This is a genomic window from Vibrio ishigakensis (genome assembly GCF_024347675.1).
Taxonomy (GTDB): domain Bacteria; phylum Pseudomonadota; class Gammaproteobacteria; order Enterobacterales; family Vibrionaceae; genus Vibrio; species Vibrio ishigakensis.
This window is the reverse complement of sequence record NZ_AP024882.1, coordinates 1,497,652-1,512,361: the sequence shown is the minus strand read 5'-3', so window position 1 is coordinate 1,512,361 and position 14,710 is coordinate 1,497,652. Positions and strand designations below refer to the sequence as shown.

The window sequence follows — 14,710 nt, the reverse complement described above, 5'->3', positions numbered from 1 at the left end:
ATTGGCCCTTTTTTAGTTATTTGATGTCTAGCAATTCAACATCGAAGATAAGCGTTGCGTTTGGCGGGATAGGACCCGTACCACCTTTACCATAACCAAGTGTGCTAGGGATAAACAGACGGAACTTGTCACCCTTAGTCATCATTTGTAGGCCTTCTTGCCAACCATGGATTACCTTGTTTAGAGGAAACTCGATTGGCTCGCCACGGTCAACTGAGCTATCAAATACAGTACCGTCAATTAGAGTGCCGTGGTAGTGAACCTTAACTGTGCTCTTAGGGCCAGGGTGCACATCACCTTCGCCTTTAACTAGCACTTCATATTGCAGACCGCTCTCGGTAGTGGTTACCTCAGAGCGTTGACTATTTTGTTGTAGGAAGGCTTGACCTGTTTTGAAGTTTTCCTGTCCTAACTTGTGGTTATTCCAAACTCGGTATGCCATAAATAGGGCAAGTACCAATACGATCGCTGGGAATAAGAACTTTGACATTAGTGAGTTTATCCTTGGGTCAATAGATAGTTGATGGTGTTAGCAATAGCATCTACATCGTTATGAGCTGAGGTCAGAACCATGTATTTGCCATTAACAATGAATGTAGGCACAGAATTAATCATGCCTTTTTCAGAAATCTTGATGGCATCGCCAACGCGTCCAAACAGCTCTTCTTGTTGTTCCTTCGAAAGGTCATATGGAGAAACCATACCGCGCTCGGTGTACGCTTGTACAAGTGATGCTTTGCGCTCATCTGAGCTCTTGTCTTGCTCAGCATGATAGATGTTGAACAGATCATGCATCATTTCAGGTGCTACCTTGCCGTCTTGTGACTGCATCTCAGCGGCATAATAGAACATGGCCGCCATTTGAGCACTCTCGTTAAAGGTGACATGAACCTTACCAATAGGCTGGTTGATACGTGTTTCAATCTCAGGCAGGAATTTCTCCATCTGCAGGCAGTGACCACAGGTTAGAGAGAAAACCTCAACAACTGGCTTGTCTAGCATATCGCTGAGATCATTTGGCAGTTGAGTGTATTGCTTGTTTAATTCTGGCGTTGAGTTCTCACTGCAAGCGGTGATGAAGAAAAGCGAGCAGATGAGTAGGGCAAAGGTTTTTGTTATTGATTTCATAGTCTTTTGCTTAAGTAGGAGGGCTCTATTGAGCCCTGATGATTAAATTATTATCTGTCCCAGTACACTTCTTCTAGGCTGTCTTCACGTTCAGGCAGAGATCGAGAAAGACGCGCTGAGTGTTGGGTTAGCAACTCATAGCTAACACGGTTTGCGTACTTACAGATCTGTGAAAGAGAAGAGTAAGTCAAGAAGTTCGCGGTATGCTTTTGAGAGGTTGGAACATTCTGCTTGTGATAGGCGTTGGCTGCGATATCGTGAAGTACAGCAGACAGTGCACCATCGCCAGCGCCATTAGTGTTCTTGATCTCAAGTGGGCCACCTAGATACGGTGCGATATGTGAATATACGCGCACTGGGTCTTGGCACTCTTTGTAGCGCATCGCGCGGCTGAATTCATACTTATTAAACTCGGGAATGTTACCTGGTAACAAAGTAAAATCAGTCTCTCGCTTATTGCGGTTATCAACGTATCCCGCCATGTAAAGGCCTACAGGACCTGCGGTACAAAGCACTAGGTCTACCCAGTTAAGCGCCGCATCTGCAGCAAGCAGAGGATCTTTCTCCCCAGTCAGTGCTTCAGCTTCTTCCTCGTTCATTGCCACTACAGTGACATTAGCTTTAAGGAAGTTTTGCCACCAGTCGGCATTGCCTTCGATAACATATTTGGTACCAAGGGTAAGGATTACCGGCACGTCATTTTCTTTTGCCAGCTGCACAGCACGTTGCACTGCTTGTGGCATAGGGTCTTCAGGTTGACCGCGCATTAGGTAAGAAGAGATCACCAATGCTGACGCCTTTTCAAAGACATGCTCAGGGATGCTTTCAGGAAGCAGCTGGTTCATATGGCCTTCGTTAATAGCAAAGGTGCGTTCACCATCATCTGTGATCAGGGTGTAGCAGCGACCGATTGGGCCATCCACGGTTTGCAGGTGATTTAGGTTTACACGAGATGAGTTCTTACAAAGATAGCGATACGCGTAAGAGCCAACCTCGATGTTCTTAGACATAACGCCAAGTAGAACCGATTTGCTGTCCGCTAGCACAGAGTAGTTGTGAAGCGTATTGCCTATGGTATCTCCAGGATGCTCATGGGTGATCAAATCACGCTCGATAAGCTCTTTATAAAGCTCATCGGCCACTTCCTGCTTAACAACTAGCGAGTGTCCCTTACTCAGGTTGTACTTATCTAGGAATGCGAGATCAACGCGAGCCTCGATATCAACAATGGTTTGACCTACGCCGACGATTGTTGGTCTTGCTAACCTTGGCGTTTGACGGATCTGATTAGCAAGTGGATCACGCAGTTCGGTTGGGAAATAGTGTTTAGATTTTCTCTGGCCAGGAAATTTCATTGGAGGCTCGTACTTGGGGTAATGGGCAGAGTATACCATAGGGCTTACTCTGCAACTCGTTTATGACGCTTGATTTATGAGCGGTTGAGCGACTAAAAGATAGGGTCGCTGCTTTTTTCGCTCTCGTCTTCAGTCGTCATGTTTGGTTGTGAAGTGCTTGATTCAGTCACTTCAGGAAGCGTCTCGTTGGCGACAAGGGCAGCATACGCTTTCGTGCCCCACAGTGGCACGGTCGAAAGGCTGTGTTTATAACTTCCTGAGGTCTCTTTGGTTGAGTAGGACACGTACATTAAGGTTTTAGATTTCTCGTCGTAGATACGGCGGATCTTCATGGTCTTGAACAAGATACTCTTCGATTTTTTGAATACGATTTCGCCAGACTTAGAGCGGTCTACATTGGCTAACATCTCAGGAGTGATTTCGCCGGTTTGACGACAAGAGATAGCCGAATCAGATGGGTCTGCAAGGTCAAGGTCTGCCTCGATACTTGCTACGTGGCAGGTAACGCCAGTAACCTCTGGATCGACCAGGGTATTTATCTTGATATCCTTAGTGGTGAACAGGCCAAGAGAGACATCGCCAACCTCGTTCTTGTCGCAACCCACTAGGGTCAGGGCGATAAGACAGGTTCCTAAAGTCGCTAACTTCTTCATTGAGTTTCCTTGTTAAATCTATGCGCTTTGGTATGAAACGTATATAGTCTAACACAGCATGGTTCTACCAAGAGTTAACTGGTTGAAATGAGTACTGAAATTTTACAAAAGAAAATCAATTGGATGCTGTCGCATGTGGAAGTGGATTACCCGACACGTGAGAGCATTTTAGGCAAAGCCGTTTATCTAGACCTGATGGATAGCGCATCAGTTATGCCCTTCAGCAAAGGCGATGATAACTCTAGCATTGAGTGGATTAAGGTCGACTTTCACAAGATGACGGTGATGTTTGCCCACTTCTTTGCCAATAACGCAGCAGTTACGGAAGAAAGTCAGACAGTGCTGTTAGAGTTCATGGCTCAGATTACTCTGGATGATAATCCTTCTCTCTACCTTGCCTTCGACAAAGGAGAGACAGTTACCACAGCCATAGTTACCGAATCTGACACCGAGTTATTGATTTCTGACTTTCACAAACTCTATACCCCAGATTCTGCGATCGATGCTTTGGTCTCTCAGATAAATCCTGAGAAAAAACAGGTCTTTATTCAAGCTTGCGGATAATTTCCCGATGAGTCGTGATCTGCCTCGATTTTTTGTACACCGAATGTCGAGCAGTTAACAGAATGGGATTCATGTAATACTAAGTAACAACTTGTTTCGCTATAAATTGGAGTGAGACGAGGAGAATCTTATGAATCATCAAGCTGTAAAGTGCGTAATTTTCGATTGCGAAGGAACGCTGGTAGATAGCGAAAAATTGTGTTGTCAGGCCTTGGTGAGTGTATTTAATGGCTATGGCGCGAAGTTGAGTATGAGCGAAGCGCTCAACCATTTCGATGGTGGCAAGATGTCTGAAATCTTGCTTCAGACCCGAGACCGCCTTGGGCTGAAAGTGGATGTGGACGAGCTCGAACCCCTGTATCGTGAGAAGGTTAGAGTGCTTTATCAGGACCAACTCCGTCCAATGGAACATGCCAAAGAGGTCCTTGAGACTCTAAAACAGAACGGCATTGAGGTATGCGTGTTATCCAATGCAACCACCTCTAGAATTCAAAATAAGCTCTGCTTAGCCGGTCTAGAAGAGTATTTTACCAGTCGTATGTTCTCTGCCTTTGATGCCAACAGTTGGAAGCCCGATCCTGACTTGATTCAGTATGCGGCAATGAGTATGGGCTTTATGGCCGATGAATGCCTATATATCGATGACACCAGTAAAGGGGTGCAAGCAGGTGTGAATGCACATATTCGAACGGTTCACTTCAAACCCAATGAACTTTCACCTGAGGTTTATTTTGAAGAGGTTCCGCAGATCAATGATCTCAGGGAACTCCTTACTATGGTCGGTTTGAAGCAACCAGAGAACCGTCCCCGGCAAGTTAGCCTAGCATAAATGAATAGCCCCTCAGATGAGGGGCTATGTCGTTATAGGTTCTGCGTCAGCCACTGCTGAAATTGCTGTTTGGGAAGGGCGCCACTAATAGAGGCGATCTCTTTGCCTTGTGTAAAGATCTTTATGGTAGGGATGCTTCGAATGGCAAAGCGCGCCGCAAGTTGGCTTTGTGCCTCGGTATCGAGTTTTAAGAAGCGAAGAGGCGCGCTCCAAGTTTGTGCCGCCTCTTTGAATATAGGCGCGAAGCTCATACAAGGCCCACACCAACTTGCCCAGAAATCTACCACTACAGGGATCTCGCTATTGATCAGTGCATCGAAGTTATCAGAGGTACCCTCGATAGCAGCGTTATCCAGAATAGGGGATTTACACTTACCGCAAGTAGGGCTTTGAGCCACTTTCTCAAGTGGGATTCGGTTAAGGGCTGAACAATGAGGGCATCGGCTCACAAAATTTGACATGAAATTTCCTTGTAGAGGCTAGAGTTAGCGTTCCTAAAAAGCGTTTTATGCTATGGTCAGATGAGTATGGTAACAAATTTGTAGCAAGAGGAAATATGTCTCTCCAATACGCAGAAATCACAGGCTGGGGTAAGTGCCTTCCACCAGCGAGTCTCTCAAATGATGACCTTAGCACCTTCCTAGATACTTCAGACGAATGGATCAGACCAAGAACGGGTATTGCTGCGCGTAGAATCAGCCATGTTGAGACATCTGATTTGGCAACCGTAGCGGCACAGCAGGCAATGGCGTGTGCTGGTATTGAGGCGAGCGACCTAGACCTTATCATAGTCGCAACCTGCTCCCCGGATACCCTGATCCCTAATATCGCTTCTAAGGTTCAAAACAACCTTGGTGCTTTGAAATCTGCGGCCTTCGATTTAAACGCTGCGTGCACAGGTTTTGTGTATGGTCTAGAGACGGCTACTCGTATGATCCAAGCTGGCTCTTACAAGCATGCCTTGGTTATCGGTGCAGAACACCTTAGCTTCTTTATCGACTGGACGCAGCGCGACACGGCCGTTCTTTTCGGCGATGGCGCAGGCGCTGTTGTGCTTTCGGCAACGGATCAAAAAGTTGGCTTACTGGAGAGTAAGCTAGGTTGTGATTCGGAAGGGCGTAATATCCTAGCCGTACCAGCCTTTGGTACTTCTATGGACAGATTTGCTGTCGACAATGGTTATTTTGAGTTTAACTTTGTGGGTCGCGAGATCTTCAAACGCGCGGTTAAAGGTATGGGCGCCGCTGCTCATCATGTGCTTACTGAAGCAAAACTGGGTAAAGATGATATTGACCTAGTGGTGCCGCACCAAGCAAACGTGCGTATCATTCAAACTCTCTGCGATGTAGCGGGTATTGAACAAGATAAAGCCTTTGTAAACATCCAGAATTACGGTAACACTTCGGCTGCGACCGTACCAATTGCCTTGTGTGAAGCGGTAGAGCAAGGGCGCGTTAAGCCGGGTGCTGAGATCCTTACTGCGGCCTTTGGTGCTGGACTAACCTGGGGTGCAGGTCGCATCAAATGGGGTGAGCGCACTACGCCAATCAAAGAGTCCGATGCTAGCTTGCCGGAATGTAAAGAGAGTGCGCTTGAGCTATTAGAAAAGGCGATCGAACACTGTAAAAACAAGCCGGTTTAATCTTGATACAGGATTTCGTCGTAGCAAGGTAAAAGGAGAGTGTTATGGGCCAATTTACCATTTTCTATGACGGAACCTGCCCGCTGTGTGTAAAAGAGATGACCGCACTTCGCAAGCAGGATGAAGACAGACAATTGCTGCTGGTGGATATACATGAGCAGCAGTTTTTAGATTATCCCTATATCGATGGCAAAGAGGCTTCGGCAATGCTGCATGCCTTGGATGAAGACGGTAAGCTGTTGTTAGGTTTAGATGTGACCCATCAGGCTTGGTCTAGGGTTGGTAAAGGTTGGTTGTACGCGCCTACCCGTTGGAGATTGATTAAACCCTTAGCCGATAGGTTCTATCTCTTCTTTGCCCGCAATCGCTATTCTATCTCTAGGCTGCTGACCGGCAGTTCTAAGTGCAAGCAGTGTAAACTGGAATAACAAAAAGGAGCTGATATCAGCTCCTTTAACGTTTTTAGGCCTTAGCGAACTTATAGGTTCGATAACCGCCAATTAGGTTTCGTGCTTTAAAGCCATTGTTGACTAATTGTCGATAAGCTACGTTACCGCGTAACCCAACTTGACAATAGATTACTATCTCTTTGTCTTTTGGCAGCTCATGCATGCGCTGCCTTAGCTGATCAACCGGAATGTTAATTGCGCCTTCTATAAAGCCGACGTTTTCTAGCTCAGTAGGATTACGCACATCCAGTAGAAGCTGCTCAGAGTCCAGGTTATCTACTTCATCAAAGTGGATCGGTGTTGCGTCACCTTTAATGATGTTGTTTGCTACAAATGCCGCTTGGTTAATCACATCCTTGGCACTGCCAAATGGAGGTGCGTAGGTAAGTTCTAGATGTTGCAGTTGCTCTACCGTCATACCTGCACGCTGCGCTACCGCAATGATATCAATGCGTTTGTCTGCGCCATCTTTACCAACAGCTTGTGCACCTAAGATCTTGCCTGTTACTGGCTCAAACAAGAGCTTAAAGGAGACTATTTCAGAGCCAGGATAGTAGCTTGCGTGGCTTGCTGTGTGCACGTAGACCTTCTCATAGGAAACTTGGTCGCGCTTAAGTTGCTTCTCGTTCTTACCTGTTGAAGCAACAGCTAGATCGAAGATCTTAACGATAGCGGTGCCTTGTGTACCTTGATAATGCTCGTTTCTGCCAAGCATATTGTCTGCAGCCATGCGGCCTTGACGGTTCGCAGGGCCCGCCAGTGGAACCAAGCTTGGACTGCCGGTAACAAAGTCTTCTTCTTCTACCGCGTCACCAACAGCGTAGATGTAAGGGTCACTTGTTCTCATAGTGCTGTCGGTCCAGATACCGCCAAGTTGACCAAGTGCTAGGCCTGCCTTCTTAGCCAGCGAAGTTTCCGGTCGAACGCCTACGGCCATGATCAGAAGGTCGGTTTTGAGAGTCTCGCCACTGGTCAGGGTAAGGTTCAGGCTACTGTCTTGGTAGTCGACGGCTTCTAGCGCATCACCAAGACGCAGGTCGATACCGCGGTCACGAATAGTTTGATGTGCGAAGCCCGCCATTTCGGGGTCGACCGGTGTCATTACCTGAGGTGCTAGCTCTAGTAGGGTGGTTTCTATACCTAATTGATGAAACGCTTCCATCATCTCAAGACCGATAAAACCACCGCCGACGACCGTGGCATGCTTTGGCTTGTTAGTTTTGATTGAATTAATGATGCGATCCATATCTGGGATGTTTCGTAGAGAGTGCGTTAGCGGGTTATCTATACCTGAAATAGGCGGGAGAAGAGGCGCCGCCCCTGGGCTCAGCAGTAGAAAGTCATAACTCTCTTGGTACTCTTCACCCGTCATCAGGTTTTTTACTGAGACTAGTTTTGATTCTTTGTCGATATTGGTCACCTCGTTAAAGGTGCGGACATCCACGTTAAAACGGGCAAGAAAGCTCTGTGGGGTCTGAAGAAGCAGCTTATCTCGCTCCTCAATATCTCCACCGATGTGGTATGGAAGGCCACAGTTTGCGAAGGATACAAATTCGCCACGTTCAAACATTATAATCTGTGCATCTTCGCTTAAACGGCGTGCTCGTGCTGCCGCTGATGCGCCACCGGCTACGCCGCCAACGATAACTATCTTGGTCATTTCTTGCCCCTTGAACTACTGAATTGGCTTAACGATAACACATAAATTAGCAATTGCTAATTTTTATTTGTCTTTTTTTGAATTTACTAATTAAGAATTGACTAATTTAAATATCTGGCATAGTTTATTAGAGAACTCTTAATCAAAGGTGATTCAATTGAACGCGCAAAAGTCACTCGACATTCAGATGCAGCAGCAACTGTCAGATATGACCGAAAAGGCCAAGCTAGTCTCAGCAACGCTCAAGGTGCTGTCTCATCACGAGCGTTTATTGGTTCTGTGTCAGTTGATTGAAGGCGAGAAAGGGGTGGCGGAGCTGCAAGAACGTTCTCCGCTAAACCAGTCTGCCTTGTCACAACACCTAAAGGTATTAAGGGACAACAACCTGGTCGCGGTGCGTAAAGAGTCGCAAATGGTATTTTATTCTTTGAACGATCCTCGAATCACTCAGCTGATCGAGTCTTTGTATAACATCTATTGTGTAGAGGAGTCCTAGCGTGACTTTAACTATCCCTTGGGATTCATTGTTTGGCGGTATGCTTTTAGGTGTATCTGCTCTATTGCTTCTTTTATTTAGCGGCAAGATTGCGGGTATCAGCGGTATTGTCTCAGGCGCTCTGAAAAATCAGGCGGGTGATCGCGTGTGGCGCTGGCTCTTTATCATCGGTATGGTGCTGGGTGGCATCCTTGGCGTAGTTGCCTTCTCCGCGGACATCCCAACCGTCTATGACTCCAGTCTTTGGGTATTGCTGCTTGCCGGCTTTTTTGTTGGCTTTGGTACCAAGATAGGAAATGGCTGTACTTCAGGCCATGGTATTTGTGGTATCGGCCGCTTCTCAACACGCTCTATCGTAGCTACCTGTGTGTTTATGCTAGTGGCGGGTATTACTGTTTTCGTTCGACTGCATTTGGTGTAGGTGATGACTAAGTTTATTTCACTTTTTTCTGGTCTGTTATTTGGTTTAGGTATGGCCGTATCGGGAATGGTTGATCCGCACAAGGTGATTGCATTCTTGGATGTGGCGGGTAATTGGGATCCAAGTTTGGCGTTTGTGATGGGTGGGGCGCTAATGGTGTTTATCCCTGGTTACCAATTTCTGATCAAAAAGCGCACTGCACCTATCGCAGGAGCAAAGTTTTCCCTTTCGGTAAACAAGCATATAGATCGCAAGCTATTAACCGGTGCTGGGTTCTTTGGCTTAGGTTGGGGTTTAGCAGGTATTTGTCCTGGGCCCGTGGTGTCATCTCTAGGTGTAGGGAATGGTCAGGCGTGGCTGTTCTTGGTCGCTATGCTCTTGGGTATGCTGGCAGCGAATAAAGCTCAGAAAGCGTAAAGGAGGGTTGCCCCTCCTTTTTTACTGGATTTTGCCTTGCAGTGGGCAGTGGTCACTGAGTTGATAATTCAATACGTGATTCTTGCTATAGTTAAGCTGGTTTACTTGGCTTGCTGTTAACTCGCTGCTCACGATAATGTGGTCGATGAGATTTCGGTATCTATGGGTCTGTTTAGGGTTACGATTCGAGCGAACCTCACAACTTGTTTTAGTGCTTGATGTTGCAAGGGATGCTTGATTGCCTTTGCTTAGTACCGCCATTAACCAGTCGCCTCGGTAAGCCAGGTTGTGGTTAAAATCTCCCATGACCAGATAGGCGTCGCCATTTGCTTCTCTCTCTTTTATCCAACTATTAAGCATTTCCCCTTGAGTACGAAGGATCTGACAGGAGCGGTTGTTTCTTTCTTTAGCTTGGCAACCCGCTTTGAGGTGCACAGATAGGGCATGGATAGCCGGAGCGTTAGGTCGTTTCACTTCTATATAGGTCGCAAACCTTAACTTGCCGTTTCGTTCGGTATTTAGGTTTAGGTCCTTGTGCTCTTTTACTTCCAAGCTCTTGTTGACTGCAAAGCCCGTGTATTGGTTGATGTCATTGAACTGATGACCTCTATACCGCCAATCGCTTCGCTGTGACAGATAGATATTGAAATCATCGCCGACTACTTTAGAAATAGCCTCGGCACTGTTTACTTCTTGAAATGCGAGAACATCTGAGTTGAGTTTATTGGAGTAATAGGAGAGCCTTTGCCAGTCGTCTTGATTACGAATGCTCTCTGAAAACTGTGGATAACCCGTTTCAGACAACCAAGCGATGTTCCAACTCGAAACCTGCAGACTGCTCGCATATGCAACCTGAGTAAAGGTTAACGGGGACAGCAATATAGACGTAAATGCAAGGCATTTTTTTACGGTTTTGGTGTTCAAATTTTCAATTTCCTCTCTGTTGCCCATCGAAAAAGGGCTTCGAAAAAAGCAACCCATTTAGAAAAAATTTTGCCATTTTTTTCGTTTCGAATACAGCTCAAGTTATGCAAAAAAGATCGGTTACATTAGGCACCACTCTGACCCTTTATTGATCCAGATCAACTCTCTGGCTTGGTGGTTTTCGTTAAATACGCCCACAATATGTAGTGTGTAATCGTCAGTTAAATACCCTATATAGTGTATCTGTGTATATGCTGTGGGTAAGGAGAATATGTGAATCCAGTTGTGCTAAAAAGAGATGGCTCTCTTGCCCCGTTTACTCGGGACCGCATTGTGGCAGCAGTGGAAAGCGCCGCGACTCAAATCGACCTAGAGGCGTCTGAATACGCTCAAAATGTAGCAGCGTCGGTTGAGAGTCAGCTGGAAGGGTGTAAAGAAGTCGACATCCAGCAAATCCAAACGCTTGTTGAGAATGAACTGATGCAGGGCGAGTTTAAAGGCCTAGCGCGTTCATATATCGAGTATCGTCACGACCGTGATATCGCTCGTGAGAAGAAGTCTGCGCTTAACCAAGAGATCCAAGGCTTGATTGAGCAGTCGAATGCGGACCTTCTAAATGAGAATGCTAACAAAGATGGTAAGGTGATCCCAACTCAGCGTGACCTACTAGCGGGTATTGTAGCTAAGCACTATGCAAAAACGCATATCTTGCCTCGCGATATCGTTCAGGCACACGAGCAGGGTGATATTCACTATCACGACCTAGATTACGCTCCGTTCTTCCCTATGTTTAACTGCATGCTGATCGACCTTAAGGGTATGTTGACGCATGGCTTTAAGATGGGTAACGCTGAGATTGATACACCTAAGTCTATCTCAACTGCAACCGCAGTGACTGCGCAGATCATTGCGCAGGTAGCGAGCCACATCTATGGCGGCACTACGATTAACCGTATTGATGAGGTTCTTGAGCCTTATGTTATGTGCAGTTACGAGAAGCATCTTGAAGTGGCACGTGAGTGGGATATCCATGATCCAGAAGCGTTCGCACGTGCTCGTACTGAAAAAGAGTGTTATGACGCATTCCAATCTCTTGAGTATGAAGTAAACACGCTGCACACGGCTAACGGTCAAACGCCATTTGTGACCTTTGGTTTTGGTCTAGGTTCGTCTTGGGGCTCTAAGCTTATCCAACAATCTATTTTGCGTAACCGCATTGCGGGCCTGGGTAAGAACAAAAAGACTGCGGTATTCCCTAAACTGGTATTCGCTATCAAAGATGGTTTGAACCATAAACCAAACGATCCTAACTACGACATCAAGCAGTTAGCTCTTGAGTGTGCGTCTAAGCGCATGTACCCAGATATCCTTAACTACGACAAAGTGGTTGAGGTAACGGGTTCGTTTAAGACGCCTATGGGTTGTCGTAGCTTCCTGAACGTGTATGAAGAAAACGGTGAGATGATCCACGAAGGTCGTAACAACCTTGGTGTGGTTAGCCTTAACCTTCCACGTATTGCTCTACAAGCGGGTGGCGATGTAACACGCTTCTATGATCTTCTTGACGAGCGTCTAGTAACCGCACGTCGTGCACTCGAAACTCGTATTGAGCGTCTAGAAAACGTGAAAGCACGCGTTGCGCCAATTCTATATATGGAAGGTGCGTGTGGCGTTCGTCTGAACCCAGATGACTCGATTGCAGATATCTTTAAAAACGGTCGTGCTTCGATTTCCCTTGGTTACATCGGTATCCACGAAACCATCAATGCGCTATTTGGCACGCAAGAACACCTTTACGATGCACCTGAGCTTCGTGAAAAAGCACTTGAGATGATTGATTACTTGAAATCTAAGGTGAATCAGTGGACTGAAGAAACCGGCTACGGCTTTAGCCTATACGGCACTCCGAGTGAGAACCTATGTTCTCGTTTTGCTCGCATCGATACCAAAGAGTTTGGGGTGGTTGAGGGCGTAACGGATAAAGGTTATTACACCAACAGCTTCCACTTAGATGTTGAGAAGAAGGTGAACCCGTACGACAAGATCGACTTCGAGATGCCGTATCCGCACATCTCTAGCGGTGGCTTCATCTGTTACGGTGAATTCCCGAATATGCAAATAAACATCGAAGCCCTAGAAAACGTATGGGACTACTCATACACTCGCGTTCCTTACTACGGTACCAACACGCCAATCGATGAGTGTTACGAGTGCGGTTACAACGGCGAATTTGATTGCACCAGTAAAGGGTTTACCTGCCCGAACTGTGGTAACCATGACTCAACTAAGGTTTCAGTAACCCGTCGCGTATGTGGTTATCTAGGTAGCCCTGATGCACGTCCATTTAACTTCGGAAAACAAGAAGAAGTTAAGCGTCGCGTTAAGCATCTTTAATAGAAATAAAGTAGAGCACTGATGAATTATCACAATTACTATCCTGTTGATGTTGTAAATGGGCCAGGTACGCGCTGTACCTTGTTCGTGTCGGGGTGTATTCATCAGTGCCGTGGTTGCTATAACCAATCTACTTGGTCACCGAGCTCTGGTCATCTGTTCACACAAGAGATGGAAGATCAGATCATCAATGACCTTAAAGATACTCGTATTAAGAAAAGGGGATTGTCTCTTTCAGGCGGCGACCCTCTGCTTCCATCGAACGTGCCACATATCCTAAGGTTGGTTGAGCGTGTAAAACGTGAGTGTCCAGATAAAGACATCTGGATGTGGACTGGCTATTTGCTTGCTGAGCTAACACCAGAGCAGCAGGAAGTGATTAAGTATGTGGATACCCTTATCGACGGCAAGTTTGAAAAAGACCAAGCCGACGCGCGTCTTGAATGGCGTGGCAGTGCAAACCAGGTCATACATTACTTTTCAAAAAATGAGCTAATGGACTGATTGAACTGACTTTCCTATTTAGATTTTGTTTCGCAAGTGATAACGTGATGACATCTAAATGGAATTCTTAGGGCAGTTTTTTCATGTTTGCTAATCTACCGTCTCCTCAACAGGACCCGATCCTTTCTCTTTCATTGGCCTATCGCCAAGACCCACGCCAAGACAAGGTTGATCTTGGTATCGGTGTATACAAAAACAGTGACGGTGTCACTCCAGTTATGCGTGCTGTTCTAAACGCTCAGCAAAAGATGCTGGATGAGCAGACCACTAAGGCTTATGTAGGCATGGCAGGGGACGAAGAGTTCAATGCTGAAGCACTGAAACTTCTGGTTACCGATCAAAGTATCATCGAGCGTTCTACCTCAGTGCAAACCCCAGGCGCCAGCGGCGGTCTGCGCATGTTGGCTGAACTTATCGCGTTCTCTGAGCCTGGTGCAACCGTATGGCTGAGCAATCCTAGCTATGTAAACCACCAACCTGTAATGGAAGCAGCTGGCCTTAAGGTTAAGCACTATCGCTATTTTGACGTGAATACTAAGCAGGTTGATGTGTCAGCAATGCTGAGCGATCTTTCTCAGGCGAGTAGCAAGGATGTGGTGCTGCTTCACGGCTGCTGTCATAACCCAACCGGTGCGGATCTGCCTATCGAGGGTTGGAAAGCCGTCACTGAGCTTGCCCAGAAGAACGGCTTTACTCCTTTTATCGATATCGCATATCAGGGCTTTGGTGATGGACTGGTTGAAGATGCGTTTGGCGTGTCTCACATGGCGGCCAATCTTCCTGAGCTTTTAGTGACCAGTTCTTGTTCTAAAAACTTCGGTCTTTACCGTGAGCGTACCGGCAGTGCGATTGTGATTGGCCAGAATGCCACTCATGCAACAAATGCTCGTGGCAAGCTGCTACAAATGGCTCGTTCAACTTATACTATGCCTCCTGCGCACGGAGCGTCTATAGTTAAAACTATATTGCTAGACAATGACTTAAGAGCAGATTGGGTGAGTGAACTAGAAGATATGCGTCTTCGTCTGCTTTCTCTTCGTGAAGGTCTTTGTCGTGAGCTCGCCGAGCGCTCTGGAAGCAATGAATTCGAATTTATCAAACAACATAAGGGTATGTTCAGTGTGCTGGGTTACAGTGCTGAGCAGATGATCAAACTTCGTGAGCAGTTCGCTGTATACGGTGTTAACGATGGTCGTATCAACATTGCGGGCCTTCGTGAGCAAGATCTTCCTTATGTAGCGCAAGCTATCGTCGACGTAAAATAAACAACCAGG

At 46.5% G+C, this 14,710-nt stretch carries 17 protein-coding genes; 10 read left to right on the top strand and 7 right to left on the bottom strand.

Translation table 11 applies throughout. The features are described 5' to 3' along the window. Window positions 1-16: 16 nt before the first annotated feature. The 4 genes from Pcarn_RS20760 to Pcarn_RS20745 all read right to left on the bottom strand — a co-directional run bounded on the left by Pcarn_RS20760 (window position 17) and on the right by Pcarn_RS20745 (window position 3,136). On the bottom strand, window positions 17-490 hold the full coding sequence (locus tag Pcarn_RS20760; protein ID WP_261836228.1) for an FKBP-type peptidyl-prolyl cis-trans isomerase: 474 nt from the start codon (window positions 488-490) through the stop codon (window positions 17-19). Window positions 491-498: 8 nt separating this feature from the next. After that, window positions 499-1,128: a thiol:disulfide interchange protein DsbA/DsbL gene (locus Pcarn_RS20755; RefSeq protein ID WP_261836227.1), complete on the bottom strand. Its 630-nt coding sequence runs from the start codon at window positions 1,126-1,128 to the stop codon at window positions 499-501. A 50-nt stretch (window positions 1,129-1,178) separates the two neighbouring features. Beyond that, the gene (locus Pcarn_RS20750; RefSeq protein ID WP_261836226.1) at window positions 1,179-2,483 is read right to left on the bottom strand and encodes an inosine/guanosine kinase; all 1,305 of its coding nucleotides are present in this window, start codon (window positions 2,481-2,483) and stop codon (window positions 1,179-1,181) included. 92 nt (window positions 2,484-2,575) lie between these two features. Further along, window positions 2,576-3,136, bottom strand: coding sequence for a CreA family protein (locus Pcarn_RS20745; RefSeq protein WP_261836225.1), 561 nt, complete (start codon window positions 3,134-3,136; stop codon window positions 2,576-2,578). Window positions 3,137-3,223: 87 nt separating this feature from the next. Here Pcarn_RS20745 and Pcarn_RS20740 point away from each other — a divergent pair, with 87 nt between their 5' ends. Continuing rightward, the gene (locus Pcarn_RS20740) at window positions 3,224-3,700 is read left to right on the top strand and encodes a hypothetical protein (protein WP_261836224.1); all 477 of its coding nucleotides are present in this window, start codon (window positions 3,224-3,226) and stop codon (window positions 3,698-3,700) included. Between the two features lie 130 nt (window positions 3,701-3,830). Further along, complete coding sequence (locus tag Pcarn_RS20735; protein ID WP_261836223.1) at window positions 3,831-4,529, top strand: HAD-IA family hydrolase; 699 nt, start codon at window positions 3,831-3,833, stop codon at window positions 4,527-4,529. 32 nt (window positions 4,530-4,561) lie between these two features. On the opposite strand, the gene trxC is transcribed toward Pcarn_RS20735, so the two are convergent. Further along, on the bottom strand, window positions 4,562-4,990 hold the full coding sequence (gene trxC / locus Pcarn_RS20730) for a thioredoxin TrxC (RefSeq protein ID WP_261836222.1): 429 nt from the start codon (window positions 4,988-4,990) through the stop codon (window positions 4,562-4,564). A 95-nt stretch (window positions 4,991-5,085) separates the two neighbouring features. Here trxC and Pcarn_RS20725 point away from each other — a divergent pair, with 95 nt between their 5' ends. Beyond that, the gene (locus tag Pcarn_RS20725; protein ID WP_261836221.1) at window positions 5,086-6,171 is read left to right on the top strand and encodes a ketoacyl-ACP synthase III; all 1,086 of its coding nucleotides are present in this window, start codon (window positions 5,086-5,088) and stop codon (window positions 6,169-6,171) included. A 44-nt stretch (window positions 6,172-6,215) separates the two neighbouring features. Next, window positions 6,216-6,599, top strand: coding sequence for a thiol-disulfide oxidoreductase DCC family protein (locus Pcarn_RS20720; protein WP_261836220.1), 384 nt, complete (start codon window positions 6,216-6,218; stop codon window positions 6,597-6,599). 34 nt (window positions 6,600-6,633) lie between these two features. On the opposite strand, the gene Pcarn_RS20715 is transcribed toward Pcarn_RS20720, so the two are convergent. Further along, entirely contained in the window at window positions 6,634-8,280 is a 1,647-nt protein-coding gene (locus Pcarn_RS20715; protein ID WP_261836219.1) for an FAD-dependent oxidoreductase, read from the bottom strand. 187 nt (window positions 8,281-8,467) lie between these two features. Here Pcarn_RS20715 and Pcarn_RS20710 point away from each other — a divergent pair, with 187 nt between their 5' ends. The 3 genes from Pcarn_RS20710 to Pcarn_RS20700 are packed head-to-tail and all read left to right on the top strand — an operon-like array spanning window position 8,468 to window position 9,614. Further along, window positions 8,468-8,776: an ArsR/SmtB family transcription factor gene (locus Pcarn_RS20710; RefSeq protein WP_261837330.1), complete on the top strand. Its 309-nt coding sequence runs from the start codon at window positions 8,468-8,470 to the stop codon at window positions 8,774-8,776. 1 nt (window position 8,777) lies between these two features. After that, on the top strand, window positions 8,778-9,197 hold the full coding sequence (locus Pcarn_RS20705) for a YeeE/YedE family protein (protein WP_261836218.1): 420 nt from the start codon (window positions 8,778-8,780) through the stop codon (window positions 9,195-9,197). Between the two features lie 3 nt (window positions 9,198-9,200). Beyond that, window positions 9,201-9,614: a YeeE/YedE family protein gene (locus tag Pcarn_RS20700; protein ID WP_261836217.1), complete on the top strand. Its 414-nt coding sequence runs from the start codon at window positions 9,201-9,203 to the stop codon at window positions 9,612-9,614. Between the two features lie 21 nt (window positions 9,615-9,635). Here Pcarn_RS20700 and Pcarn_RS20695 read toward each other — a convergent pair whose 3' ends face one another. Next, complete coding sequence (locus Pcarn_RS20695) at window positions 9,636-10,538, bottom strand: endonuclease/exonuclease/phosphatase family protein (RefSeq protein WP_261836216.1); 903 nt, start codon at window positions 10,536-10,538, stop codon at window positions 9,636-9,638. Window positions 10,539-10,811: 273 nt separating this feature from the next. Here Pcarn_RS20695 and nrdD point away from each other — a divergent pair, with 273 nt between their 5' ends. The 3 genes from nrdD to Pcarn_RS20680 all read left to right on the top strand — a co-directional run bounded on the left by nrdD (window position 10,812) and on the right by Pcarn_RS20680 (window position 14,701). Next, a complete protein-coding gene (gene nrdD / locus Pcarn_RS20690; RefSeq protein WP_261836215.1) occupies window positions 10,812-12,932 on the top strand; it encodes an anaerobic ribonucleoside-triphosphate reductase in 2,121 nt (706 codons plus the stop codon). A gap of 21 nt (window positions 12,933-12,953) precedes the next feature. Further along, complete coding sequence (gene nrdG / locus Pcarn_RS20685; protein ID WP_261836214.1) at window positions 12,954-13,436, top strand: anaerobic ribonucleoside-triphosphate reductase-activating protein; 483 nt, start codon at window positions 12,954-12,956, stop codon at window positions 13,434-13,436. Window positions 13,437-13,519: 83 nt separating this feature from the next. Further along, window positions 13,520-14,701, top strand: coding sequence for an amino acid aminotransferase (locus tag Pcarn_RS20680; protein WP_261836213.1), 1,182 nt, complete (start codon window positions 13,520-13,522; stop codon window positions 14,699-14,701). The last annotated feature ends 9 nt before the right edge of the window (window positions 14,702-14,710 follow it).

Excerpts from the sequence above, each read along its gene's own strand:
- Pcarn_RS20760 (WP_261836228.1), bottom strand. The coding sequence starts at position 490 with ATGTCAAAGTTCTTATTCCCAGCGATCGTATTGGTACTTGCCCTATTT.
- Pcarn_RS20755 (WP_261836227.1), bottom strand. The coding sequence starts at position 1,128 with ATGAAATCAATAACAAAAACCTTTGCCCTACTCATCTGCTCGCTTTTC.
- Pcarn_RS20750 (WP_261836226.1), bottom strand. The coding sequence starts at position 2,483 with ATGAAATTTCCTGGCCAGAGAAAATCTAAACACTATTTCCCAACCGAA.
- Pcarn_RS20745 (WP_261836225.1), bottom strand. The coding sequence starts at position 3,136 with ATGAAGAAGTTAGCGACTTTAGGAACCTGTCTTATCGCCCTGACCCTA.
- Pcarn_RS20740 (WP_261836224.1), top strand. The coding sequence starts at position 3,224 with ATGAGTACTGAAATTTTACAAAAGAAAATCAATTGGATGCTGTCGCAT.
- Pcarn_RS20735 (WP_261836223.1), top strand. The coding sequence starts at position 3,831 with ATGAATCATCAAGCTGTAAAGTGCGTAATTTTCGATTGCGAAGGAACG.
- trxC (WP_261836222.1), bottom strand. The coding sequence starts at position 4,990 with ATGTCAAATTTTGTGAGCCGATGCCCTCATTGTTCAGCCCTTAACCGA.
- Pcarn_RS20725 (WP_261836221.1), top strand. The coding sequence starts at position 5,086 with ATGTCTCTCCAATACGCAGAAATCACAGGCTGGGGTAAGTGCCTTCCA.
- Pcarn_RS20720 (WP_261836220.1), top strand. The coding sequence starts at position 6,216 with ATGGGCCAATTTACCATTTTCTATGACGGAACCTGCCCGCTGTGTGTA.
- Pcarn_RS20715 (WP_261836219.1), bottom strand. The coding sequence starts at position 8,280 with ATGACCAAGATAGTTATCGTTGGCGGCGTAGCCGGTGGCGCATCAGCG.
- Pcarn_RS20710 (WP_261837330.1), top strand. The coding sequence starts at position 8,468 with ATGCAGCAGCAACTGTCAGATATGACCGAAAAGGCCAAGCTAGTCTCA.
- Pcarn_RS20700 (WP_261836217.1), top strand. The coding sequence starts at position 9,201 with ATGACTAAGTTTATTTCACTTTTTTCTGGTCTGTTATTTGGTTTAGGT.
- nrdG (WP_261836214.1), top strand. The coding sequence starts at position 12,954 with ATGAATTATCACAATTACTATCCTGTTGATGTTGTAAATGGGCCAGGT.
- Pcarn_RS20680 (WP_261836213.1), top strand. The coding sequence starts at position 13,520 with ATGTTTGCTAATCTACCGTCTCCTCAACAGGACCCGATCCTTTCTCTT.